The organism is Agrobacterium sp. D14, from assembly GCF_001526505.1.
GTDB lineage: Bacteria > Pseudomonadota > Alphaproteobacteria > Rhizobiales > Rhizobiaceae > Agrobacterium > Agrobacterium leguminum.
In genome coordinates, this window is record NZ_ASXX01000063.1 from 106,759 (window position 1) to 130,683 (window position 23,925).

General features: G+C 59.9%; 23 protein-coding genes. 12 read left to right on the plus strand and 11 right to left on the minus strand.

Features of this window, described 5'->3' with window-relative positions; genetic code table 11:
- Position 1 precedes the first annotated feature (1 nt).
- The 4 genes from L901_RS23460 (at position 2) to L901_RS23475 (ending at position 2,374) form a co-directional block, all read left to right on the plus strand.
- Positions 2–1,090 (plus strand): ABC transporter ATP-binding protein, encoded by a 1,089-nt coding sequence (locus L901_RS23460; protein WP_059760585.1) that lies wholly within the window; start codon positions 2–4, stop codon positions 1,088–1,090.
- A gap of 239 nt (positions 1,091–1,329) precedes the next feature.
- Entirely contained in the window at positions 1,330–1,686 is a 357-nt protein-coding gene (locus L901_RS23465; RefSeq protein ID WP_035236048.1) for a hypothetical protein, read from the plus strand.
- Positions 1,687–1,814: 128 nt separating this feature from the next.
- The gene (locus L901_RS23470; protein WP_059760587.1) at positions 1,815–2,078 is read left to right on the plus strand and encodes a type II toxin-antitoxin system ParD family antitoxin; all 264 of its coding nucleotides are present in this window, start codon (positions 1,815–1,817) and stop codon (positions 2,076–2,078) included.
- Positions 2,075–2,374 carry a type II toxin-antitoxin system RelE/ParE family toxin gene (locus L901_RS23475; protein ID WP_059760589.1) on the plus strand — a complete coding sequence of 100 codons (300 nt, stop codon included), beginning with the start codon at positions 2,075–2,077 and terminating at the stop codon, positions 2,372–2,374. The genes L901_RS23470 and L901_RS23475 overlap by 4 nt, the downstream gene beginning before the upstream one ends.
- A 102-nt stretch (positions 2,375–2,476) precedes the next feature.
- On the opposite strand, the gene L901_RS23480 is transcribed toward L901_RS23475, so the two are convergent.
- The 6 genes from L901_RS23480 to L901_RS23505 form a co-directional block, all read right to left on the minus strand.
- Positions 2,477–3,841 carry a metallophosphoesterase gene (locus L901_RS23480; RefSeq protein WP_059760591.1) on the minus strand — a complete coding sequence of 455 codons (1,365 nt, stop codon included), beginning with the start codon at positions 3,839–3,841 and terminating at the stop codon, positions 2,477–2,479.
- 216 nt (positions 3,842–4,057) lie between these two features.
- The gene (edd, locus tag L901_RS23485; RefSeq protein ID WP_059760593.1) at positions 4,058–5,878 is read right to left on the minus strand and encodes a phosphogluconate dehydratase; all 1,821 of its coding nucleotides are present in this window, start codon (positions 5,876–5,878) and stop codon (positions 4,058–4,060) included.
- 125 nt (positions 5,879–6,003) lie between these two features.
- Complete coding sequence (gene pgl, locus L901_RS23490) at positions 6,004–6,702, minus strand: 6-phosphogluconolactonase (RefSeq protein ID WP_020812896.1); 699 nt, start codon at positions 6,700–6,702, stop codon at positions 6,004–6,006.
- 10 nt (positions 6,703–6,712) lie between these two features.
- On the minus strand, positions 6,713–8,188 hold the full coding sequence (gene zwf / locus L901_RS23495; RefSeq protein ID WP_035260679.1) for a glucose-6-phosphate dehydrogenase: 1,476 nt from the start codon (positions 8,186–8,188) through the stop codon (positions 6,713–6,715).
- 136 nt (positions 8,189–8,324) lie between these two features.
- Entirely contained in the window at positions 8,325–9,611 is a 1,287-nt protein-coding gene (locus L901_RS23500) for an FAD-binding oxidoreductase (RefSeq protein WP_020812301.1), read from the minus strand.
- Between the two features lie 12 nt (positions 9,612–9,623).
- Positions 9,624–11,060: a glutamine synthetase family protein gene (locus L901_RS23505; protein WP_035260676.1), complete on the minus strand. Its 1,437-nt coding sequence runs from the start codon at positions 11,058–11,060 to the stop codon at positions 9,624–9,626.
- Positions 11,061–11,183: 123 nt separating this feature from the next.
- Here L901_RS23505 and L901_RS23510 point away from each other — a divergent pair, with 123 nt between their 5' ends.
- On the plus strand, positions 11,184–12,368 hold the full coding sequence (locus L901_RS23510) for an NAD(P)/FAD-dependent oxidoreductase (protein WP_059760595.1): 1,185 nt from the start codon (positions 11,184–11,186) through the stop codon (positions 12,366–12,368).
- Between the two features lie 110 nt (positions 12,369–12,478).
- Here the strand turns inward: L901_RS23510 and L901_RS23515 are convergent, their stop codons facing one another.
- Positions 12,479–12,826, minus strand: a complete 348-nt coding sequence (locus tag L901_RS23515; RefSeq protein ID WP_059760597.1) for a hypothetical protein — start codon at positions 12,824–12,826, stop codon at positions 12,479–12,481.
- An 85-nt stretch (positions 12,827–12,911) separates the two neighbouring features.
- Between L901_RS23515 and L901_RS23520 the strand changes: the two genes are divergently transcribed.
- Complete coding sequence (locus tag L901_RS23520) at positions 12,912–13,784, plus strand: LysR family transcriptional regulator (RefSeq protein WP_059760599.1); 873 nt, start codon at positions 12,912–12,914, stop codon at positions 13,782–13,784.
- A gap of 142 nt (positions 13,785–13,926) precedes the next feature.
- Complete coding sequence (locus L901_RS23525; RefSeq protein ID WP_059760601.1) at positions 13,927–14,250, plus strand: hypothetical protein; 324 nt, start codon at positions 13,927–13,929, stop codon at positions 14,248–14,250.
- Positions 14,251–14,315: 65 nt separating this feature from the next.
- Here L901_RS23525 and L901_RS23530 read toward each other — a convergent pair whose 3' ends face one another.
- Together L901_RS23530 and aceA are read right to left on the minus strand one after the other, a co-directional pair.
- Complete coding sequence (locus tag L901_RS23530) at positions 14,316–14,573, minus strand: hypothetical protein (protein WP_004432604.1); 258 nt, start codon at positions 14,571–14,573, stop codon at positions 14,316–14,318.
- A gap of 84 nt (positions 14,574–14,657) precedes the next feature.
- Positions 14,658–15,947, minus strand: a complete 1,290-nt coding sequence (gene aceA, locus L901_RS23535) for an isocitrate lyase (protein WP_004432607.1) — start codon at positions 15,945–15,947, stop codon at positions 14,658–14,660.
- A 254-nt stretch (positions 15,948–16,201) separates the two neighbouring features.
- Here aceA and L901_RS23540 point away from each other — a divergent pair, with 254 nt between their 5' ends.
- From L901_RS23540 to L901_RS23560, 5 genes are all read left to right on the plus strand, one after another.
- The gene (locus tag L901_RS23540; RefSeq protein ID WP_059760603.1) at positions 16,202–17,617 is read left to right on the plus strand and encodes a short-chain fatty acyl-CoA regulator family protein; all 1,416 of its coding nucleotides are present in this window, start codon (positions 16,202–16,204) and stop codon (positions 17,615–17,617) included.
- A 152-nt stretch (positions 17,618–17,769) separates the two neighbouring features.
- Positions 17,770–18,867 (plus strand): polyamine ABC transporter substrate-binding protein, encoded by a 1,098-nt coding sequence (locus L901_RS23545; RefSeq protein WP_004432613.1) that lies wholly within the window; start codon positions 17,770–17,772, stop codon positions 18,865–18,867.
- A gap of 165 nt (positions 18,868–19,032) precedes the next feature.
- Entirely contained in the window at positions 19,033–20,190 is a 1,158-nt protein-coding gene (locus tag L901_RS23550; protein ID WP_059760605.1) for an ABC transporter ATP-binding protein, read from the plus strand.
- 11 nt (positions 20,191–20,201) lie between these two features.
- Positions 20,202–21,110, plus strand: a complete 909-nt coding sequence (locus L901_RS23555) for an ABC transporter permease subunit (protein WP_059760607.1) — start codon at positions 20,202–20,204, stop codon at positions 21,108–21,110.
- Positions 21,111–21,114: 4 nt separating this feature from the next.
- Entirely contained in the window at positions 21,115–21,927 is an 813-nt protein-coding gene (locus tag L901_RS23560) for an ABC transporter permease (RefSeq protein WP_004432617.1), read from the plus strand.
- Positions 21,928–22,067: 140 nt separating this feature from the next.
- Here L901_RS23560 and L901_RS27275 read toward each other — a convergent pair whose 3' ends face one another.
- Together L901_RS27275 and L901_RS23565 are read right to left on the minus strand one after the other, a co-directional pair.
- A complete protein-coding gene (locus tag L901_RS27275; RefSeq protein WP_156430063.1) occupies positions 22,068–22,238 on the minus strand; it encodes a hypothetical protein in 171 nt (56 codons plus the stop codon).
- Complete coding sequence (locus L901_RS23565) at positions 22,239–23,903, minus strand: iron ABC transporter permease (RefSeq protein WP_059760609.1); 1,665 nt, start codon at positions 23,901–23,903, stop codon at positions 22,239–22,241.
- Positions 23,904–23,925 lie beyond the last annotated feature (22 nt).

Consider the following 23,925-nt stretch of genomic DNA (forward strand, 5'->3'; position numbering starts at 1 on the left):
CATGACAAGTCTCGTTCTCAAGGATATCCGCAAATCATACGGGCAGGTGAAGGTCCTGCACGGCATCGATCTGCAGATCGAACAGGGCGAATTCATCGTTTTCGTCGGCCCCTCGGGCTGCGGAAAATCGACGCTGCTGCGCATGATCGCCGGTCTGGAGGAAATCACCGGTGGCGAGATGTATATTGACGGCCAGCTCGTTAACGAAATCCCGCCCTCGCGGCGGGGTATTGCCATGGTGTTCCAGTCCTATGCGCTTTATCCGCATATGACGGTTTACGACAACATGGCCTTCGGCATGAAGATCGCGAAAGAGAACAAGCAGGAGATCGACCGCCGCGTTCGCGCCGCTGCCGAAATCCTGCAGCTGACGCAATATCTGGAGCGGCTGCCCAAGGCGCTCTCCGGCGGCCAGCGTCAGCGCGTCGCCATCGGCCGCGCCATATGCCGCAATCCGAAAGTCTTCCTGTTCGATGAGCCCTTGTCTAACCTCGATGCGGCGCTGCGCGTTGCTACCCGCATTGAGATCGCCAAGCTCAACGAGCAGATGGCCGATACCACGATGATCTATGTTACCCACGACCAGGTGGAGGCGATGACGCTGGCGGACCGTATCGTCGTTTTGAATGCGGGCCGTGTGGAACAGGTGGGTGCGCCGCTCGAACTCTACGAAAGACCGGCCAATCTTTTCGTGGCGCGCTTCATCGGCTCGCCCGCCATGAACATCATCGCTGCAAAAGTCACCGGAACCGGTGAGAGGACCTCCATCGAACTTGCCGGCGGCAAGACGCTCGCCGTTTATGTTCCGACGCCCGCAACCGAAAAGGGCAAGGCGGCGAGCTTCGGTGTCCGGCCGGAAGATTTGAGCATCGTCACCGGGGAAGATTATCTTTTCGAAGGAAAAGTCGCGATCGTCGAAGCGCTCGGTGAAGTGACGCTGCTTTATCTCGAAGCGCCCAAGGGGCAGGAGCCGATCATCGTCAAGGTGCCGGGCATCGTTTCCGTCGGCAAGGGCGAAACCCTGCGTTTTGCCGCACCGCAGGAAAAGCTTCATCTCTTCGACGCCGAGGGCAAGACCTATCGCAGCTAGTCGCCGCCGATACCGAAACCGTGCCCCGGAACCTCCTCGTTCCGGGGTTTTTCCTGATCTTTTGCCGCTGTGGAAAAATGTCGGAAATGTCCCGCTTCCGGTCTGTTTAAGCCTGCGCTGATATGAATTGTTAAAGACTATGACCTAGTCTCAATCCATTGATCGAGCATGGGAGTCTGGGCGTGCAGAGCGGTACGGGTGTCATCAGGAACCATTACCTGAGCAAGGAAGAATCCTTCATGTATGATCGCGAAAGCCGGTTTCGCATGGAAGATACCATGAACGCCGCACGCATCGAATATACCGAAAAGGCCGTGATGCACATGGCGGCGCGCCGCTGCGATGTCATCCGCATCTCCCAGACCGAAGCGGTGCTGGCGCTGCTGACGAAATATAACCTGCCGAACCAGTTCTATCTCGATATTCCCGACGCCCGCATCACCAAGATCGGCTGCGTGATGTTGCGCGTCAACGCCAACAACACCATCCACGTCCGCTTCCTGCGCATGCTGACGCAGAAGGAGCTGGACCGCATTTTCGTGTTCAGCACGCATCCGGCGCATAGAGACCGGAAGCTCGATATCCGGTCGTTCTGAAGTCCTCCCGATCATTGGCAAAAATGGTCTGACCGGTTGTTTTAACGGTTTGCGTTGTCGTGGCCGTCTCCTGTCGTTGCTAACTATTATCATCGGATGGTATAGGTGAAGGCAGAGAGGATATCGGCATGGCAAGCAGTGCAAATCTCGGCCGTCACCTTGAAGGCTATGTTTCCGATCTTGTGAAGTCGGGACGCTACAACTCGCGCAGTGAAGTACTGCGGGAGGGCGTTCGGCTGGTTGAAGAGCGTGAAAAGAGGCTGGCGGCTCTCGATTTAGCGATTGCGCGCGGTATCGCCGATGCAGATGCCGGACGGACTACACCAATAGACGATGTTGCCTCTCAACTCAGCGCCAAATACCGGAAGATGGCGGAAGAACGCGGACTGTGATCGTTGTTCTGACCAACGAAGCCAAGGCAGACCTGGAGCGTATCGGCGATTTTATCGCGGCCGATAATCCGCGACGGGCGGAAACATTCATCGCCGAACTGCTGGACCGCTGTCTAAGACTGGCGGAAATGCCGCAAGCCTATCCTCTGATACCCCGTTATGAGCAAAGCGGCATTCGCCGTCGTCCCCATGAAAACTATCTTGTTTTCTATCGCGTCACCCAAACGCGTGTGGAGATTTTGCACATTCTGAATAGTGCTCAGGATTACGAATCCATTCTCTTCCCGCAGTCCTAATTCGTGCCGTACCCTCAAATCGTAGCACAATCGCGCGCGGCCAAGAATCAGTCGTCTGTGGAACATTGAGGAGGACTGTCACCACTTGCGGCATATGCGACCTTAAGAAAGCCCGCCCAGAACCGTCTGCTTCAGCTTCACATCCGGCACCTCGGTGAACGCAAGGTCGCTGCGGCCGAAATAGGATTTCTGGTTGGTGGCGGACCAGTCGTTGCAGACCAGCTTGTAGCGCTCTTTGTTTTCCGGCTTTTCCGGCATGGCGTAGAGATAGTCGCCGGTGCGCGCGGCGAGCGGAATGTCGCCATCCTGATTGCAGCGCTTGAGGATTTGAGCGAGAGCCTCGCCATTCACTTCCGCCACCATCAGCTTGCCGTCGAAACGCAGCGAGGCGTTGAAATCGTAGCGGCGAATATCGCCCTCGGGCAGGCCGGCACCAAACGAAGTATGGCCGATGAAGCCGACATCCGCACCGGTTTTTGCAGCGATGAGTTGCGCCACACGGCGGCCGGCCTCGTCGACGGTCATCGCGCTGGCGGATTTGCCGACGATGGCCCGTTCTTCGGCCGTGAGGTGCTTTTCGAGCGTCTGTTCGATCAGGGTCTTGAGGGCCGATGAGCTGGGAGCGCTGCGATTGATCGTAACGGTCTCGATGGCCGCAGCCTTACCGGGAGCCGCAATCGTCGCCACCGTCATGGAGGTGCACCATGAGCCGGTATGGACATAACGGGTAGCACCCTGTTCATGCACGAAGTTCAGATGGTCATGGCCGCCGACCAAGAGGGTGCCGTCCGGCAGCAGCGGCAGTATATCGCGGTCGGCGACGACGCCGGCATGGCTGAGAACGATGTTGATCGCATCCGGTTTGACAATCTCAGGCAGATTGGCCTTCGCCCATTCGACCGGCTGCGGAATATCGAGCATCTCGCGCGTGGCCTTCGGATAGGTGTTGATCGCATTGGTGGCGAGACCCGCCACAACGATCTTCCGTCCGCCGACGCTTACTTCGGTGCTGGCCGCCGCATAGGGTTTTCCGCTGCGCTTGTCGATGATGTTGGAAAGCACGGTGATGCCGAGGGTCTGCGCGCGGGTGACGAAATTGGAAAGGTCGTTGTCGATATCGGACTCATGATTGCCGATATTGACGACGGTGGGGGCGAGCTTTGCGAGCGCCGCCAGGAAGGTCCATTCGATTTCGCCGGCCGAACGGGAGGCCACGGCATTGCCGATTTCGAAAAGATCGCCGTTCAGCAAGATGATATGGGGCGCCTTGTCGGCGGCGATGCGCGTTTCGATGGCCGCGAGAAGCTGGCCGATGCGCTCATAGGCCGAATGCAGGTCGGAGATGACGATTGCACGCAGCGCCACGTCCTGCGCCATAGCCGGCGTTGCCGCCACCATCAGCGGCAGCAGGGCGGTGCCCGCCATAAGCTTCAGCACATCGCGGCGTTTGCTTGAGAAAATCGTCATGTCAGGCCCCATCATCCGAAACTGCGCCGCCGTCCCGCGGCCGGCTGAGAAGGCCCTAAAGGGCGATCATCACAGCCGCATGACAAGTCTGACGTTTAAGACGTGGGAAATAAAGCGGTTTCTGCGCCAGCTTTCGGTGATGAGGCGTGCATTCAGGCGATGCCGCAAAGTGGGGTTGAAAGGCGAAAGCCGCATCCGGCCTTCGCCCTTCAAAAATCAATGGAACAGAACGCTCGCGCCCTGATCGGCCGGACCGGCATTGCGGCGGAAGGGGGCGAAAAGCTCGCGGCCCATGCCCCATTCATTGCCGGAAAGATCGGCGCGCGCCGGTTCGCGTTTCGCCAGTTCGGCGGCGGAAACGAGCACTTCCAGCGTGCCTGAGATTGCATCGAGACGGATGATGTCGCCATCGCGGATAAGCGAGATCGGGCCGCAGTCGGAGGCTTCCGGCGTGACATGGATGGCGGCCGGCACCTTGCCGGAAGCGCCGGACATGCGCCCGTCCGTCACCAGCGCCACCTTGAAACCGCGATCCTGCAGCACACCGAGCGGCGGTGTCAGGCGGTGCAGTTCAGGCATGCCATTGGCCTTCGGTCCCTGGAAGCGGACGACGGCGATGAAGTCGCGGTTGAGCTTGCCGTCCTTGAACGCGTCCTGAAGCTCCTGCTGGTCGTGGAACACGATAGCCGGCGCTTCGATGATGTGGCGTTCCGGCTTGACGGCGGAAATCTTGATGACCGATTTGCCGAGATTGCCGGTCAGCATCTTCAGACCGCCGGTCGGCTGGAACGGGGTCTCGATGCTGGAAAGCACCTTCGGGTCGTGGCTCTGCTCGGGGGAGGGCTGGCGTACAACCGCGCCCTTCTCGTCAAGCATGGCATCCACGGTGTAAGCCTCGAGGCCCTGTCCGAAGACGGTACGCACATCGTCATGCACGAAGCCTTGTTTCAGCAACTGCTTGATGAGGAAACCCATGCCGCCGGCGGCGTGGAAGTGGTTCACATCGGCAAGACCGTTGGGGTAAACGCGGGCGAGCAGCGGCACAATGTCGGAAAGATCGGAAATATCCTGCCAGGTGAGGATGATGCCGGCGGCGCGCGCCATGGCGATCAGATGCATGGTGTGGTTGGTGGAGCCGCCCGTCGCATGCAGGCCGACGACGCCGTTGACGACGGACCTTTCATCGATCATCTCGCCTGCCGGCGTGAATTCGTTGCCCTGCGCGGTAATCGCCAGCGCCCGCTTCGTTGCCTCGCGCGTCAGCGCATCACGCAGCGGCGTGCCGGGATTGATGAAGGAGGAGCCGGGCATATGGAAACCCATGATTTCCATCAGCATCTGGTTGGAATTGGCGGTGCCGTAAAAGGTGCAGGTGCCGGGGCCGTGATAGGATTTCGATTCCGCTTCCAGAAGCTCGGCGCGGCCGACCTTGCCTTCGGCATAAAGCTGGCGGATGCGGGATTTCTCGTCATTCGGCAGGCCGGATGTCATCGGGCCGGCGGGAACGAAGACGGCGGGCAGATGGCCGAAGGCGAGGGCTGCGATGACGAGGCCGGGCACGATCTTGTCACAGACACCGAGATAGACGGCGGCGTCGAACATGTTGTGCGACAGGCCGATGCCGGCCGCCATGGCGATGGCGTCGCGGGAAAACAGCGAAAGCTCCATGCCGGGCTGCCCTTGCGTCACGCCGTCGCACATGGCGGGAACCGCGCCTGCCACCTGCGCTATGCCGCCCGCTTCCTTGGCAGCATCGCGGATGATCGCGGGGAAGGTTTCATAGGGCTGGTGCGCCGAGAGCATGTCGTTATAGGCGGTGACGATGCCGAGATTGGGAACCCGGTCGCCGGCAAGGATGTCCTTGTCGGCGGGGGAACAGACCGCAAATCCATGCGCAAGATTGCCGCAGGAAAGCACAGAGCGGTGAACGCCTTTTGAGACCTGCAGCCGCAGCCGCTCGAGATAGGTCTCGCGGTAAGGCTTGGAACGTTCGACGATGCGGGCGGTGATGGCCTGAATGCGGGAATCGGCGGACATGGGCGTTCATCCTGTTCGTTGGTCGGCAACCGGCGTTCCGGGAGGTGAGCGGCCGGTTGTCGTGTTTCAGTCTTCATGTCGTCGGGGCGCTTTTCGCGGGCCGCAGAGGCGGCAACCGCGTTGGCTTATGGCGCCCAGTATATATCCACGGGCGTTTCTGCCCGGTTCAGCACGGCGCGGATCGGCATTTCATCCTCATCCTCGCCCGACTGTGCCTTCTCCAGCGTCGCCTTCTTGGCAGCACCTTCGATATGCAGCACCAGAAACTCGGCATCGTGCAGGCTGGAGAAGTTGAAGGTCAACCGCTCCTCTCCCGCATTCTCCGCCGCCATGGTCAAAACGCCGCGCGGTTCATCGAGGTCCAGCGCTTCGTAGAGATTGTCTCCACCGGGGAAAAACGATGCCGTGTGGCCATCCGTTCCCATGCCGAGAATGACGACATCGAAGGGATCGCAGATCGCCTCGGTCTTGACGGTCGCAAGCGTCGCGGCATCTTCCGGCGAGGCCGCCGGCTGGAACAACGGCACGAAATAGGCCGACTTCGCCTTGTCCTGCAAAAGGTTCTCGGCAACGAGGCGGTGGTTCGAACGGTCGCTTTCCGGCGGCACGAAACGCTCGTCCACCAGCGTCACGCTGATATTGGGCCAATCGAGATCGTGTTTGGAAAGCGCCTGAAAGAACAGCTTGGGCGTCGAACCGCCGGAGACGGCAATGCTTGCCGCACCGCGATCCTTCGTTGCCGCATCAAGGCGTTTGGCAACCTCCGCCGAAAGAGCGGTTGCCAGTTCGGCGGCGGTGTCGAAGACGTGGATCGTTTCGCTCATCGCCAGGCCCTCAATCGGCATCGTGCCAGGTGCGGCCATCGCGCTCGATCAGCGCGATGGAACCGCTCGGGCCCCAGGTTCCGGCAGTGTAACCCTGCACGCCCTGTCCCAGATCTTCCCAGCTCTTGAGAATGGGGTCGATCCAGTCCCACGCCGCTTCCACTTCGTCGCGGCGCATGAACAGCGTCTGGTTGGAGCGGATGGTGTCCATCAACAGCCGTTCATAGGCATCGGGGCTGCGCACGTTGAAGGCTTCGGCAAAGCTCATGTCCAGCGAGACCTGACGCAGGCGCATGCCGCCCGGGCCGGGGTCCTTGATAAGCAGAGACTGCTTGACGCCCTCATCCGGCTGCAGGCGAATGACCAGCTTGTTGGCTTCGATCTTGCCGGCCGCATCGTCGAAGATCGAATGCGGGATCTGCTTGAAGGTGACGACGATTTCCGAAACGCGGGTCGCGAGGCGTTTTCCCGTGCGGATGTAGAAGGGAACGCCGGCCCAGCGCCAGTTGGCGATTTCAGCCTTGATGGCGACGAAGGTTTCGGTGTTGGAAACGCCGCCTTCCAGCTCTTCCAGATAGCCCTTGACCGGGCCACCGGCGGAAGCGCCGGCGCGGTACTGGCCGCGAACCGTCTGCTTTTCGACATTGCTGGTGTCGATGGGCTTCAGCGAGCGCAGAACCTTGAGCTTTTCGTCACGCACGGCTTCCGCATTCATGGATGCCGGCGGCTCCATGGCGACAAGGCAAAGCAACTGCAGGATATGGTTCTGTACCATGTCGCGCAGCGCACCGGCCTTGTCGTAATAACCGGCGCGGCCTTCAAGACCGACCGCTTCGGCAACGGTGATCTGAACGTGGTCGATATGGGCGGAATTCCACAGCGGCTCATAGAGCGCATTGGCGAAACGCAGCGCCATCAGGTTCTGCACCGTCTCCTTGCCGAGATAGTGGTCGATACGGAAGATCTGCTCTTCCTTGAAGACGTGGCCAATGGTGTCGTTCAGTTCCTGTGCGGAAGCCAGATCGCGGCCAATCGGCTTTTCAACGACGATGCGGGTCGAGCGGGTGATGAGCTTGTGCTCGCGGATCTTGTCGGCAATATCGCCGAAAATGCCGGGCGCAACAGCCAGATAGAAGGCGCGCACGCGCTCCTTGCCCTCGTCCAGCAGCTTCTTCAGCACGTCCCAGCCATTATTGCCCTTGGCATCGACTGGCACGTAGAAAAGCCTGTTCAGGAAGATGGCGACCTGCGCATCGTCATATTCGCCGGCCTTCAGGTGCTCCTTCAGCGCGTCCTGCGCGAATTTGCGATATTCCTCGTGGGTCATGACCGAGCGCGACGCACCGATGATGCGGGTCGGCTCCGTGAACTGGCCTTCGACCTGCCGGTGATAAAGGGCCGGCAGAAGCTTGCGCTCGGCAAGATCGCCCGTGCCGCCGAAAACGACACAATCAAAAGGTTCAACAGGAATGATCTGACTGCTCATATCGATTCTCTCGATCTTCAAAGGTTGGGGCATCAATAATCTAATCGATTTAAAAATGCCAGACTCAGTTATGTGAAATTATGAATTTTGCTTCCGGCAACTCGTCCGCCGCCGGCAACAGTCTGTAAACATTGGCCTAAAACCTGTCTCGCAACGCGTACCAGGAGAGCGCGAGGAAAAGCAGCGGCGCGCGCAGCGACGCCCCGCCGGGGAAAGAGGGCACCTTCAGCTGCGCGAAGGGCGCCAGCATGTCCTTTTTGCCGAGAACGAGATCGGCATAGAGCTTGCCGCAATAATTCGACAGCATCACCCCATGGCCGGAATAACCGCCGATGGAGGTGACGCCGGGCATGACGTCGCGCACGAAGACTTTGCGCGGCAGGGTAATGCCGACGGAGCCGCCCCAGGAATGGCTAATCTCTATATCTTTCAGCGCAGGATAGATTTCCGCGATCTGCCGGCGGATGTGGCTGGAAATATCGCGGGGCGTATCGGCCGTATAGGCTTCGCGGCCGCCGAACAGCAGCCGGTTATCGGCCGTCTTGCGGAAATAGCGCACCACGAACCGCGAATCCGCCACGGCCTCCCGGTCGGGAATGATGTCGGGAAACGCATCCAGCGGCACGGTGGCGCCGATGAAGGAACGGATCGGCATGATATGGGCGGCCGTTACCGGTTCCAGATTGCCGATATAGGCATTGGTGGCGATCAGCACCCGCGGCGCGGTGATCGTACCGAAAGGCGTGTCGATGATGGTCTTGCCGCCCGCCTGACGGATGGATTTCGCCGGCGTCATTTCATAAATGCCGGCACCCGCCGCTTTCGCCGCCTTCGCCAGCCCGACCAGCAGCTTCAGCGGGTGGATATGGCCGGTGCCGGTATCGCGCGTGCCGCCGAAATAATGGGTGGAACCGACGCGTTTGCGTGCTTCTGCACGTTCCATGTAGGAAATATGCGGATAGCCATAGCGGTTGTTCATCGCATCGACGCTTCGGCGATAATCGTCCTCGTAGGCGGCCTTGTGCGCCACATAGAGCTGCCCGGGAAGATATTCCATGTCGATGCCGCGGCTGACGGCGAAGCCGCGCAGGTAGTTTTTGGCGTCCTCGGCAATGTCAAACAGCAGCTTCGATTGCTCGAAACCGATCTCTTCTTCCATCTCGTCGGGGAAGGAACGCTGGCCGGTGCCGAATTGCCCGCCATTGCGGCCGGAAGCGCCATCGCCGAAGCGATGTGCTTCGATGAGGGCGACGGAGACGCCGTTTTCGGCGAGGTTACAGGCGGCCTGAAGGCCGGTATAACCGCCGCCGATGATGGCCACGTCCACCTCTTTCGAGCCGTCGAGAGCGGGATAGTCCGGCCGCTCGCCAACGGTTGCCTGATACCAGGAAATTCCCGGCGCAATCGGGCTTTGCCATGTCATGCTCGGGGTTCCTCACACGTTGAGAAGCAGGAATTCCCGCTCCCAGGGGCTGATGACCTGCATGAAGGTCTCGAACTCCCCGCGTTTCAGACCGGCATAGAGGCCCACGAATTCATGGCCGAACACCCGGTCGAACTGCTCTTCGCCTTCCAGCAGCGCCACGGCTTCCAGAAGACCGCGCGGCAATTCGATGGAGCCTTCATTGGCCGTATCGGCGGTGGGTTCGGTCGGCTCGATATTGTTGACGATGCCGAGCCAGCCGCAGCCGAGCGAGGCGGCAAGCGCGAGATAGGGATTGGCGTCCGAACTCGGCAGGCGGTTTTCGACACGCCGCGCCTGCGGGCCGGAAATCGGCACGCGGAAGGCGGTCGTGCGGTTGTCGTAACCCCAGGCATTGTTGACCGGGCAGGCCATGTCGGGCGTCAGGCGGCGATAGGAATTCACATAGGGCGCCAGCATGACGAGCGCGTTCGGCACATAACGCTGCATGCCGCCCACGAAGGAGAAGAATTCTTTCGAAGGGCTGCCATCGGCATTGGAGAAGATATTGCGGCCGCTGTCGATCTCCACCACCGACTGGTGGATGTGCATGGCCGAACCCGGCTGGCCCTGCATGGGCTTGGCCATGAAGGTGGCGTAGATGCCGTGTTTCAGCGCCGCCTCACGGATGGTGCGCTTGAAGAGGAACACCTGGTCGGCGAGCTCGATCGGGTCGCCATGGCGCAAGTTGATTTCCAGCTGCGCCGGGCCTTCCTCGTGGATCAGCGTATCGATCTCGAGGCCCTGTTTTTCGGAGAAATGATAGATGTCGTCGATCAGCTCGTCGAATTCATTGATGCCGGCGATGGAATAGCTCTGCCCGCCGACGATGGAGCGGCCGGACCGGCCCTTCGGCGGATGCAGCGGATAATCCGGGTCGTCATTCATGGCGACGAGGTAGAATTCGATTTCCGGCGCGACGACCGGCTTCCAGCCCTTTTCGGTATAGAGCGAAAGCACATTCTTCAGCACGTTGCGCGGCGTGTAGGGCACGAAATTGCCTTCCGCATCGACCACGTCGCAGATCACCTGCGCGGTAGGGTCCGTTTCCCAGGGCACGACGGAAAGGGTGGAAAGATCGGGCACCAGCTTCAGGTCGCTGTCGCGCGGTTCGTAACGGAAATTGGCGGTCTCATCGGGATATTCGCCGGAGATCGTATGGCGGTAGAGCGCGGAGGGCAGGGCAAGCGAGGTGTCGCCCGTGAATTTCGCCGTCGGCATCATCTTGCCGCGCGGAACGCCGGCAAGGTCGGGCGTGATGCATTCTATGTCTTCGATCCCGCGCGCTCGCAGCCATTGCGCGGCTTCGCGCCAGGAGGAAACGCCACGGGGGGAGGAAAGGTCGAGGGGAGGTGTCTTTGCCATGGTTGCCTGTTTCTTCGGGCGGAGCATGGTTTTCTTGGCGGGCATGTATCACCGGGTCTGTGTTTCGACTGGCGCCATCATAACCGTAGTTTGGCAATTGGCGAGGGGGAAAGCGCCATTGACAAGCGGCGGCACTTCGAAAAGAGGAAAGGAAACGGATCGGATGGAATGATGACAGAGAAATGTGACGTGCTGATTTTGGGGGCGGGCGCCGCCGGCATGATGTGCGCCATCCGCGCCGGCCAGCGCGGCCGCTCCGTCGTCATTCTCGACCATGCGAAAGCGCCGGGCGAAAAGATCCGCATCTCTGGCGGCGGCCGCTGCAACTTCACCAATATCCATGCCGGGCCGAAGAATTATCTCTCCGCCAATCCGCATTTCGCCAAATCCGCGCTCGCCCGCTATACGCCGCGCGATTTCATCGCCCTTGTCGAAAAACACCGCATCGGCTGGCATGAAAAAACGCTCGGCCAGCTCTTTTGCGATGACAGCGCCAAGGACATCATCCGTATGCTGCTTGGCGAAATGCAGGCGGTGAATGCGAAGCTGCGGCTCGAAACGTCAGTCTCGGCCGTCACCCATGATGGCGCCCGTTTCCGCGTCACGACATCCGCCGGCGTTATCGAGGCGGAAAGCCTCATTGTGGCGACGGGCGGCAAGTCGATCCCGAAAATGGGCGCGACCGGTTTTGCCTATCAGATCGCCGAACAATTCGGCCTCAAGCTCATCGAGACTCGTCCGGGCCTCGTGCCGCTGACACTCGATCCCGCCTCGCTGGAAAAGCTGAGCCCGCTTGCCGGCGTCGCGGTTGCGGCCGAGGTTTTCCACGGCAAGACCTCGTTTGAGGAAGCGCTGCTCTTCACGCATCGCGGTTTGAGCGGACCCTCGATCCTGCAAATCTCATCCTACTGGCGCGAAGGTGATGTGGTCCGGCTGAAGCTCGAGCCGCATCGCGATATAGCCGCGCTGCTGAAGCAAGCGAAGCAGAAGAGCGGCCGCCAGTCGCCCCAGACGGCTCTGTCGGAAATCCTGCCGAAACGGCTTGCCCAGCACGTCGTCGAACAATCCGGTCTCAGCGGCCATCTGGCGGATATGTCCGACAAGGTGTTGGCGAAGCTGGCGGGCGAGGTGCAGGACTGGCAGATCAAGCCCGCCGGTTCGGAAGGTTATCGCACGGCGGAAGTCACGCTCGGCGGCGTGGATACGACCGGCCTCGATTCCCGCAGCATGGCGGCGAAGTCCGTGCCCGGCCTCTATTTCATCGGCGAATGTGTCGATGTGACCGGCTGGCTCGGCGGTTATAATTTCCAGTGGGCATGGGCCTCCGGGCAGGCGGCCGGCGAATTCGCGTGAGGCCGCGCCCGTTAATGCCTTGTTAACGGGCGCGGAGTCATCCTGACCAAATGCCAGCAAGGCCGGATCGCTCAATGATCCCGCTGCACATGATGTCCTGCTGGAGGCCCTCAACAGGGCATGGGTCGGTTGAGTTTTTCGTCAGGAACCCGCGCATGAACAGATCTGCACATCGCCGCCCTCGCGCCATTGCCATCGCCCGCACCGACAACGAGAGCCGTCAGCTGGCCTTTCGCCTGAGCCTCATCGCCGCCGGGGCTCTGGCAGCCCTGATCGCCCTCTTTCACTGATCCGCGGCTCTTTGCCTTCATCCGGCTCACAAGCGCGCTGAAAAGCCGCCACGGCCGAGATGCCTCGGCCATATCGGCATAAAACTTCTCTTCCTGCAGAATGGCTTCGTGCCGTGTGCGCGGTTGCTGGTTTTCGATGATAATGCGGGCTGCAAAAATCGCGTGCATGTCGCTCTCCTTCTAATGCGGAGGGCCATGATGCGCGCCGTTTTTTGATTTATCTGCGCAAGAAAATGCGCTACGTTTTTCACCCATGAAAAACGTCACCTGGGATTCCTATCAGCTTTTCCTCGATGTGTCACGCAGCGGCGGCCTGACGGGTGCTGCGGCGCTGACGGGCTTGAGTCCCGCGACGGTGGGGCGGCGCATGGTCGAGCTGGAGGAGCGTATCGGCAAGGCGCTGTTCCAGCGCAGCCAGACGGGATACGCCTTGACGGCGGATGGCCGTACGCTGTTCGACCGGCTTCAGGCGATGGAGAATGCGGCAAGGGACATCGAGGGATGGCAGAAGGCGTCGTCGGCCTCGTCCGTCGTGCGCATTGCCGTCGGCACCTGGAACGCCTGGCTGCTGACCGGAAATTTCTCCGCCATCTGCACCGATCGCGACGATTTCCGCATCGATCTTTTCATTGCCGAACAGAGGGCGTCTCTGGCCCATCGCGAAAACGATATCGGCATCCGCGCTTTCGAGCCGCAGGAAAAGAACCTTGCCGCCATCCGAACGGGGGAGGTGGCTTATGCGCCCTACAGGCTGCGCAACGCCGCCGTTTCCGTCGCCGACCGCTGGCTGGCGGTGGCGGAGGAAAACGCCATTTCAACCTATCTGCGCTGGCCGCATGAAAATCGTAACAACGAGATCGTGGTAACGGTGAACCGGCCGACGGCGCTTCTCGATCTGGTGCTGGCCGGGGCGGGGGTCGCGGTGCTCCCCTGTTTCGTGGGCGATGCCGATGCGCGCCTCGTTCGGGAAGGTGACGAGCTGGAAACCCTTCGCCACAATCAATGGATCGTCATGAACAATGACGACCGCCACCGCCGCGATATCAGGGCGGTGGCGGATCGGATGACCCGTCTGATCAAGAGCCATTCCGATCTATATGCCGGACGTAAGAGCCGCCCCGCATAGGTGAAATTACTTTTAGTTGCATAAATAATTTTAAATAATTTATAGTTGCGTGTGCGTCAAAATATCCATAGGTTGCCTTTTGTAAGTTTAACCCCTTTAGGTTGAGGCCGCCATGATAATTTCAGCATCATATGTAAATGCGATGTCCGCAGCAGGAACGCCGGAAGAAGCAGCAAAGCTCTTTTATGCAGCAGTCAGCAAGGGTCTCGCGGCAGTCGTTGCCGATGCTCTTTCGCAATCTGTCACGGCAATTGCGCCGGGAGCCGCAGGCACCAAGATCGCAGGCTGGGAAAAGCTCGTGGGGGGTGTGGCGATGCATCTGGCGTGGGAATCTCCCGCCGTTTTGAACCCGATTCCCCTGACGCAGCTTGCCTGCTTCGCTCCCTATGCGCCTCAACTCCAGGGTAACGTCGAGGCGATGGGCGTCAATGTAAGCATCGGCGTTTCCGTATCGGCGAGTTTCTGAGGCGGCCACTTCTGACGTTTGCATTGAAGACCGGAGCATCGATTATGATGTTCCGGTCTTTCGTTTCAGGCGGCGTCACGCCCCTGCGCGACGATGACGGGGATAAGCAGATCCCCCCAGTTGCCGCCGCCGCCATGGTGGCGGGCTGAGCGGACCAGCTCGACGGAAACGCCGGCCTCGACGGCTTTCATGACGGCCTGGTTGAGGCGGTGTAGATCATTGGCCAGCATACGGATGGCGGCCTGCTGATCCTGCGTCATGGCGGAGGACTGCTCCTCGGCGCGTTCCTTGACGTGGGTTTTGATGGGGTTATGGGCATTCATGGCATTTCTCCTCTCATTATTGGTTGGGGTTCTTGATCCGGTTTGCAAGCCCTTCCCGTCACCGGGAAGGACAGTTTTTCGATTTTATTCGGCCGCCGGGCGGAACTGGTCGTGCTCGGTGGATTCCTTCATGGCGGTGGTCGAGGACGTGCCGCCGGAAATGGCGAGCGACACGGCGTCGAAATAGCCGGTGCCGACTTCGCGCTGGTGCTTGGTGGCGGTGTAACCATTGGCCTCGGCTGCGAATTCCGCTTCCTGAAGCTCGGAATAGGCCGCCATCTGCCGGTCCTTGTAACCGCGCGCCAGTTCGAACATGCCGAAATTCAGCTGGTGGAAACCGGCAAGCGTGATGAACTGGAACTTGTAGCCCATCGCGCCCAGCTCGCGCTGGAACTTGGCAATCGTCGCGTCGTCGAGGTTCTTTTTCCAGTTGAACGACGGCGAGCAATTGTAGGCGAGCTTCTTGCCGGGATGCACCTTGTGCACGCCTTCCGCAAACCTGCGCGCCTGCTCGAGATCCGGCTTTGATGTCTCGCACCAGATCAGGTCGCAATAGGGCGCATAGGCAACCGCGCGGGCAATGCAGGGCTCAAGACCGTTCTTTACCTGATAGAAACCCTCGACGGTGCGGCCGGCATCGTAATCCACGAAGGGACGGTCGCGCTCGTCGATGTCGGAGGTCAGAAGCTTCGCGGCCTCCGCATCCGTGCGGGCGATAACCAGCGTCGGTACACCCATGACATCCGCCGCAAGCCGCGCCGCCGTCAGGTTGCGGATATGCGCCGCCGTCGGGATCAGCACCTTGCCGCCGAGATGGCCGCATTTCTTTTCCGATGCCAGCTGGTCTTCATAATGAACACCGGCAGCACCTGCCTCGATAAAGGCCTTCATGATTTCGAAGGCGTTGAGCGGCCCGCCGAAGCCGGCCTCCGCATCGGCAACGATCGGCGCGAACCAGGTGTCGACCGAAAGTCCCTTGCCTTCCGCCGTCTCGATCTGGTCGGCGCGCTGCAGGGTGCGGTTGATGCGCTTGGCAAGCTCCGGTGCGGCATTGGCCGGATAAAGCGACTGGTCCGGATACATGGCCGACGCCGTATTGGCATCCGCCGCAACCTGCCAGCCCGAGAGATAGATCGCCTTCAGTCCGGCGCGAACCATCTGCATGGCCTGGTTGCCGGAAAGCGCGCCGAGCGCGTTGACGAAATTTTCCTCGTTGATCAGCTTCCACAGCCGGTTCGCGCCCATCTCGGCCAGCGAATGGCGGATGTCGACGGAGCCGCGCAGCCGTTCCACGTCGGCTGCGGTGTAGGTGCGCTCGATGCCATCGAAACGTCCCTGCGGTGCGCCCGGAACAAGTTTGTAAAAATCCGTCATACTTCTCTCTCCCATGATAAATGCGGTTTCCGTAACGGGCCCTCTTCAACATCATATGGCGCCGTTTGATGTGACTACATTTACATTTTTCGAGATTTGAGTGCCAGAACAAACATAAAAACAGTGACTTGAAAGAGGTTATCCTGTAGAGTGCATGACAGGGTGGGGATGTAAAATTGTAAATTTTGTAAAAGTCCTGCATCACGCGAATTTGTAATAGATTTGTATGAGTCGCAGGCACGGGAGGCGAGGCGGTGTCGGAAAACAAGATTTTTGCAGGCCCGCGCGTGCGCCGCATTCGCAATGGTCTTGGGTTGACGCAGACGGCCATGGCCGAGGCGCTGGCGATTTCGCCGTCCTATCTCAACCTCATCGAGCGCAACCAGCGGCCGCTGACGGTGCAGCTGCTTTTGAAGCTTGCCTCCGTCTACAAGGTCGATCTGGATGACCTGCAGGGCGAAAGCGCCGGTTCCGCCGGGCAGCTGCGCGAGGTCTTCGCCGATCCGTTGCTTTCGGGTGAAGTGCCATCGCCGCAGGAACTGATCGAGGTTGCCGATGCCGCGCCCAATGCGGCAAGCGGTGTCCTCAAGCTTTACCGGGCCTATAGGGAGCAGGCGCAGCGCCTTTCCGATCTCTCCGATCTTCTGGCGCGGGAAGGGCATGAGACGGCGCTCTCCTCCACCCGCCTGCCGATCGACGAGGTGCGCCACGTCTTTGAAAATCGGCCGGCCTATTTCCATGCCATCGACGCGGCGGCGGAAGAACTCCACAAACACCTGTCGGCGGGCGAGGATCTCGCCTCCGGCCTTCGTGCATGGCTTCAGAAAAACCACGGCATCGTGGTCCGCACCCTGCCGGTTCATGCCATGCCGAATCTCAGGCGGCGTTATGACCGCCATTCGATGCGGCTGTTTTTATCCGAACGCCTGTCGCAGCCGGACCAATTGCGGGAAATGGCGATGGAGACCTGTCTTCTGGCGCTTCGCGAAGAAATCGGGGCGGAGCTTGAAGGGCTCGGTCTGAAAGGGGAGGAGGCAAGGCGCATCGCCCGCTTCGAACTGGCGCGTTACGCCGCCCATGCGTTGATGATGCCCTATGGCGCATTCCTGAGCGCCGCCCAGCGGGCGAAATACGATCTCGAGGTTTTGCGGTCGCGCTTCAACGTTTCTTTCGAACAGGCAGCCAACCGTCTTGTCAGCCTGCAACGGCCGTCAGCCGCGGCGATCCCGTTTTTCCTGATGGAGATCGACAATGCCGGCAACCGTTTCCGCCTTGCAGGGGCCAACGGTTTTCCAAGGGCGCGTTTTGGCGGCCTCTGTCCGCGTCTCAATATTCATGCCGCTTTTGCCCAACCGGGACAGGTGCTGGTGGAAGCGGTGGAGATGCCGGATGGCGACGCGTTTCTCACAGTGTCGCGCACGCTGGAAGGTCCGCAGGCGGGTTTCGGCGAAAGGGTGCGGCGAACGGCCGTGCTTCTCGGCTGCGATCTCGCCCAGGCCGCAGAGACCGTCTATGGCCCGGCCGCCTCGGGTGCTGCGCCCGTCGCCGTTGGGCCTTCGTGCCGGCTGTGCGAAAGGCAGGGCTGTCTGTCGCGAGCGGAAGCGCCGCTGACGCGGCCGCTCGGGCTCGATGAAATGGTGACCGGCCTCAGTGTTTTCGACTTCCAGTAGGTGTTTCCATTCGCTTTTTTGTGGCCGGAACACATTTGGTTGAAAATGCTGTGCTGCACATTTCCCGCTTGCTCCCTTTTGTTTTCCTTTCTAGTCTCTCCCAAAAAAGGGGATCACGCTCCCATCGTGAGGATGCGTTAACAGGAGACATCATGAAAAACCGTTCTCTCCGCCTGACCTTGGCTCTCACCACCGCGCTCGTTGCAGCAGGCTCGGCAATGGCCCAGGAGAAGGTCGTCCACGTCTATAACTGGTCGGATTATATCGACGAATCGATCCTTGCCGATTTCACCAAGGAAACCGGCATCAAGGTCGTCTATGACGTTTTCGACAGCAACGAACTCGTGGAAACCAAGCTTCTGGCCGGCAGCTCCGGTTATGATGTCGTGGTGCCGACCGGGCCCTTCCTCGCCCGCCAGATCAATGCCGGCGTGTTCCAGAAACTCGACAAGTCCAAGTTGCCGAATCTGAAGAACATGTGGCCCGAGGTTTCCGAGCGTCTGGCCAAATACGATCCCGGCAACGAATATGCCGTGAACTACATGTGGGGCACCACCGGCATCGGCTATAATGTCGCCAAGGTGAAGGCCGCTCTCGGCGATGTTCCGGTCGACAGCTGGGATATTCTCTTCAAGCCGGAAAATGCCGAAAAGCTCAAATCCTGCGGCATCAATATTCTCGATGCGTCGGACGAGACCTTCGCCATCGCCATGAACTATCTCGGCAAGAATCCGGATAGCAAGGAAACCGCCGATCTCGAGGCGGGCGGCGACGTCTACATGAAGATCCGCCCCTATGTGAAGACCTTCAATTCCTCCGCCTATATCGATGAACTGGCGAATGGCGACAGCTGCATCACCATCGGCTGGTCGGGCGATATCCTGCAGGCGAAAAGCCGCGCTGAGGAAGCCAAGAACGGCGTCGAGGTGAACTACGTCATTCCGAAGGAAGGCACCTATATGTGGTTCGACAACCTTGCCATCCCGGCGGATGCCAAGAATGTCGAGGAAGCCCACGCCTTCATCAATTATCTGATGCGGCCGGAAGTCATCGCCAAGGCCTCCAACTATGTTCAGTATGCGAATGGCAACCTCGCCTCGCAGGCGCTGATGGATGAGTCCGTCGCCAAGAACCCGGCGGTCTATCCCGATGCCGAGACGCTGAAGAAGCTCTTCACCATCTCGCCTTACGGACCGAAGGAACAGCGCGTCCTGAACCGCGTCTGGACGCAGATAAAGACCGGCAGCTGACACTTCCGCCCGCTGGTTGAGGAACGGCCGGCGGGCCTGTTTCTCTGATCCTTTGCCGGCAGGTTCCGTTACCTGCCGGCGTCGCCCGCCTCAAAGCATCGGACCGAAAGTCGGAAAATCCGATGCTCAAATCTACAAGACCAACGGGATTTGAGGGTAGGGTGAATGGCGAAAACTCTGGGGCCGGTCAAACGCAAATTTAGCCCTTGGGACAATCCCGATGCGGTGCCCTTCATCCGCTTTGAAAACGTCACCAAACGTTTTGGCGATTTCGTCGCCGTCAACAATCTGACGCTCGATATCTATGAACGCGAGTTCTTCTCGCTGCTCGGCCCCTCCGGCTGCGGCAAGACAACGCTGATGCGCATGCTGGCCGGTTTCGAGGAACCGACCGAGGGCCGCATCCTGCTGCAGGGCAAGGATATTTCCGGCGTACCGCCCTATAAGCGTCCCACCAACATGATGTTCCAGTCCTATGCGCTTTTCCCGCATATGTCGGTGGAAAAGAACATCGCCTTCGGGCTCGAACAGGACGGCCTGCCAAAAGCGGAAATCGCCTCGCGCGTCGAGGAAATGCTGCGGCTCGTCAAACTCAGTGAATTCGCCAAACGCAAGCCCAGCCAGCTTTCCGGCGGCCAGCGGCAGCGCGTGGCGCTCGCCCGGTCGCTTGCCAAGCGGCCGAAGGTGCTTCTTCTCGATGAGCCGCTCGGCGCGCTCGACAAGAAGCTGCGTGAGGAAACGCAATTCGAGCTGATGGACATTCAGACCAATCTCGGCCTCACCTTCTTGATCGTCACGCATGATCAGGAAGAGGCGATGACGGTGTCGGACCGGATTGCGGTGATGGACAAGGGCAATGTCGTTCAGGTGGCGACGCCGGCCGAGATTTACGAAGCGCCGAATACGCGCTACGTGGCTGACTTCATCGGTGACATCAATATTTTCGACGCCAGGGTTGTCGCCAACGCCTCGGATATCGGCAAACCCGGTCTGGTGACGCTTGATTGCGACGGGCTGAAGGTTGCGGTGGAGCAGGAATGTGCTGCCGCAAACGGTAGTCAGGTGGCTTACGCCATCCGCCCGGAAAAAGTCCGCATCTCGCTCGACCAGCCAGCCGACAGCAGCGTCAATTCCGCCTATGGTGAGGTCTGGGATATTGGTTATCTCGGCGACTTCTCGGTCTTCATCGTCAAGCTTGCCGATGGCCGTGTCATCCGTGCCGCGCAGGCGAATGTCTCGCGTCTCGTCGATCGCCCGATCACCTTCGGCGATATGGTGTGGCTGAACTGGAAACCGGATTCAGGTCTTGTCCTGACACGCTGAGGGAGGCTTTCATGGCGATCACCACTCCCGAAAACCGGCAAAGCCCCTGGCGTTGGCTGGTCGTCGCGGTTCCCTATTTCTGGCTGCTGCTGTTCTTCGCAGCACCGTTTTTCATCATTCTCAAGATATCGCTGTCGGATACGGCAATCTCCATGCCGCCCTATACGCCGGTCTTCGAAGGGTTTTCGAAGCTCGGCGCCTTCTTCTCCGAACTGGATTTCGAAAACTACCTCTTCCTGACGGAAGACCCGCTTTACATCGACGCCTATCTGTCGTCGCTGCGCATCGCCTTCATCTCCACCTTTCTGCTTTTGCTGATCGGTTATCCCATGGCGCTGGCCATGGCGCGCGCGCCGTCTTCCATTCGCCCGACGCTGGTGATGCTGGTGATCCTGCCGTTCTGGACCTCGTTCCTGATCCGCGTTTACGCCTGGATCGGCATTCTGAAGCCGGAAGGCCTGTTGACGGTGCTGTTCCAATGGCTCGGTTTTCTCGGACCGGACCAGCAGGTCAATATTTTCCGCACCGAGACGGCGATCTTCATCGGCATCGTTTATTCCTATCTGCCCTTCATGGTGCTGCCGCTCTATTCGGCGCTGGAAAAGCTCGACAATACGCTGCTTGAAGCGGCGGCCGATCTCGGTTGCCCGCCATGGAAAGCCTTCTGGAAGATCACCTTCCCGCTGTCGCTGCCGGGCGTCGTGGCCGGCTCGATGATCTGCTTCATTCCGATAACAGGGGAATTCGTCATCCCCGATCTGCTCGGCGGCGCCCAGACGCTGATGATCGGCAAGACGCTGTGGACGGAATTCTTCGGCAACCGCGACTGGCCATTGGCCTCCGCCGTCGCCGTGCTGCTGCTGCTGTTGCTGGTGGTGCCTATCGCCATCTTCCAGAACCAGCAGAAGAAGGTGGGGTGAGGCCATGAAACGCGGAAAATTCGACATCACCGTCCTCACCCTCGGTTTTGCCTTTCTTTATATCCCGATCATCATCCTGATCGTTTATTCCTTCAACGCCTCGAAGCTCGTCACCGTCTGGGGTGGTTTCTCGCTGCAATGGTACCGCTCCATGTGGTCTAACCAGGGGCTGATGGATGCGGCCTGGGTAACGTTGCGCGTCGGTATCCTCAGCGCCACCATCGGCACCATTCTCGGAACGCTGGCGGCGCTGTCGTTGACGCGGTTCGCGCGGTTTCCGGGCCGGGTGCTGTTTTCGGGCATGATCTATGCGCCGCTCGTCATGCCGGAGGTCATCACCGGCCTGTCGTTGCTGCTGCTCTTCGTGGCCGTCGGCGTGGATCGCGGTTTCTGGACGGTGGTCATCGCCCATACGACTTTCACCATGTGTTACGTGGCGATCGTCGTGCAGTCGCGGCTCCTGACCTTCGATCGCAGTCTCGAGGAAGCCGCGCTCGATCTCGGCTGCCCGCCGGTCAAGACCTTCTTCCGCATTACCCTGCCGCTCATCTTCCCCGCCGTCATTGCCGGCTGGATGCTGGCCTTCACCCTGTCGCTGGACGATCTGGTGATCGCCAGCTTCGCCACCGGCCCCGGCGCAACCACGTTGCCGATCAAGATTTATTCGCAGGTTCGCCTCGGTGTGACGCCGGAAATCAACGCCATCTGCACGATCCTGATCGGGCTTGTCACCATCGGCGTGATTGTCGCCTCCATCGCTTCCAAACGTACCGAACTGCAGCGGATGCGGGACGAACATGCGGCGGCGCGGAACTGATCGAATATCCTGCGTCGATTTTTACGCGTTACTGTTGAAATCGCGAGAAAAGTAGAAACTGTTAATTTAGTTTTGGCGCTTTACGGTCTCAGAATAGGAATTTTCGTCGGTAATTGATCGATTTTGGTTTTAACCGCTTGTTAATAGGAGTTGGCGGAAAGTAAACCCAACGCAGGGCCGTCAAATTTTTGATAGCCGGGACTGATAATTTCCATCTGGCGAGATTGTCCCCCTTTCTCTCGTTGAAAAGCACAACTCATCCAGGCGGCCGCAAGGCCGCCTTTCTTTTTGCCGCAAAAGGCCCGTGCCATTCAGCGGTTTTCCGGATGATCCATCGATTTCGAGACGAGAAGCACGGGAATAAGCCCGGCAATGATGATGATGATCGCCGGCACGGCCGCATCCTGCACCCTTGAGCGGGACGCATCCTCATAAACCAGCGTGGCCAGCGTGTTGAAACCGAAAGGCCGGAGCAGGATCGTGGCCGGAAGTTCCTTCATGGATTCGATCAGGACGAGCAGAAAGGCGGTCAGCGCCGCGGGCCGCATGTTGGGCAACAGCACCTTGAAAAGCGTTTGCGCCCGGTTGCGCCCAAGCGTCCGCGAGGCCATGTCGATATGTGGCGAAAGCTTCTGGAAACCGGCATCGAGCGTGCCTTCCGCCATGGTCATGAAGCGCACGGCGTGGGCGTAGATGATGGCGAAGGCGGTGCCGGAGAGCAGCAGCCCGGTGGAAAAACCGAAATGTGTACGGATGAGTCCATCGACGCCATTGTCGAGGCTGGCCAGCGGAATGAGCACGCCAATGGCGAGCACGGTTCCCGGCACGCCATATCCCATTGAGCCGAAGCGGGCGGCGACCTTGGAGGTACGCGAGCGCTCGGTGCGGATGGCATAGGAAAACACAAAAGCGGCAATCAGCGTCACGAAGGCGGCGGAAAGCGAGACTTCGAGACTGTGTCCGAGCGCTTTCAGAAGCTTCGGGGAGAACAGCGCATCGAGCCTCTTTGCTGCGTAACCGCCGAGCACGATCACCGGAATGAAGAATCCGCTCGCCACGGGTACGAAGCAGAACAGGCCGGCGCACCAGCGCCGCCAGCCGGTCAGCGCCTTCAGCCGATGGCGCTGCGCCATGCTTGTCGCCTTCGGCGCGCCGAAGCGCTGTTTTTCGCGTGCGTTGCGTTCGATGACGATCAGTGCACCGACGATGATGAGGATGACGGCGGCGATCTGGGTCGCATTGGCAAGATTGCCGCGATTGAGCCAGGTCTCGTAAATGGTGAAGGTCAGCGTCTGGACGCCGAGATATTCGACCGCGCCGATATCGTTCAGCGTCTCCATCAAGACCAGCGACAGGCCTATGGCAATCGCCGGCCGCGCCATCGGCAATTGCACGGAGAAGAACACATTCAGAGGTTTTGCGCCAAGCGTGCGGGCTGCATCAGCCGCAAACCGCCCTTGCATGGAAAAGGCGGCGCGCGCCGAGAGATAGACATAGGGATAGAGTACCGAGCTCAGAACGATGACAGCACCGCCGAGCGAGCGTATATCCGGAAACCAGTAATCGCGGATGCTGTGATAACCGAAGGCCGCGCGAAGGGCGCTCTGCACCGGGCCGGTAAAGTCGAGAAACTCACCGAACGCATAGGCTGCCAGGTAGGACGGAATGGCAAGCGGCAGGACAAGTGCTGCGGACAACAGCCGCCGCAGCGGAAACTCGAATGTAGTGACGAGCCAGGCGCAGGCAATGCCGAAAAATGCCGTCGTCGCGGCCGTCATCCCCAGCAGCATGAAGGTGCGAAAGCCGGCGCGCGGCAGAACATTGGAGAGAAGATGCTGCCACCCCTCCGTGCTGCCGGTCAGCGCCAGCCAGAAGATCGCCAGAATGGGCATGGCGGCAATGGCTGCGACAATGATGGCCGCAATCGGCAATAGCGAAACGCGTTTTGTCGCGGGAAGGGGAGCCGTCATGGGCATGCGAGCCTGCTGTCTTGCAAAA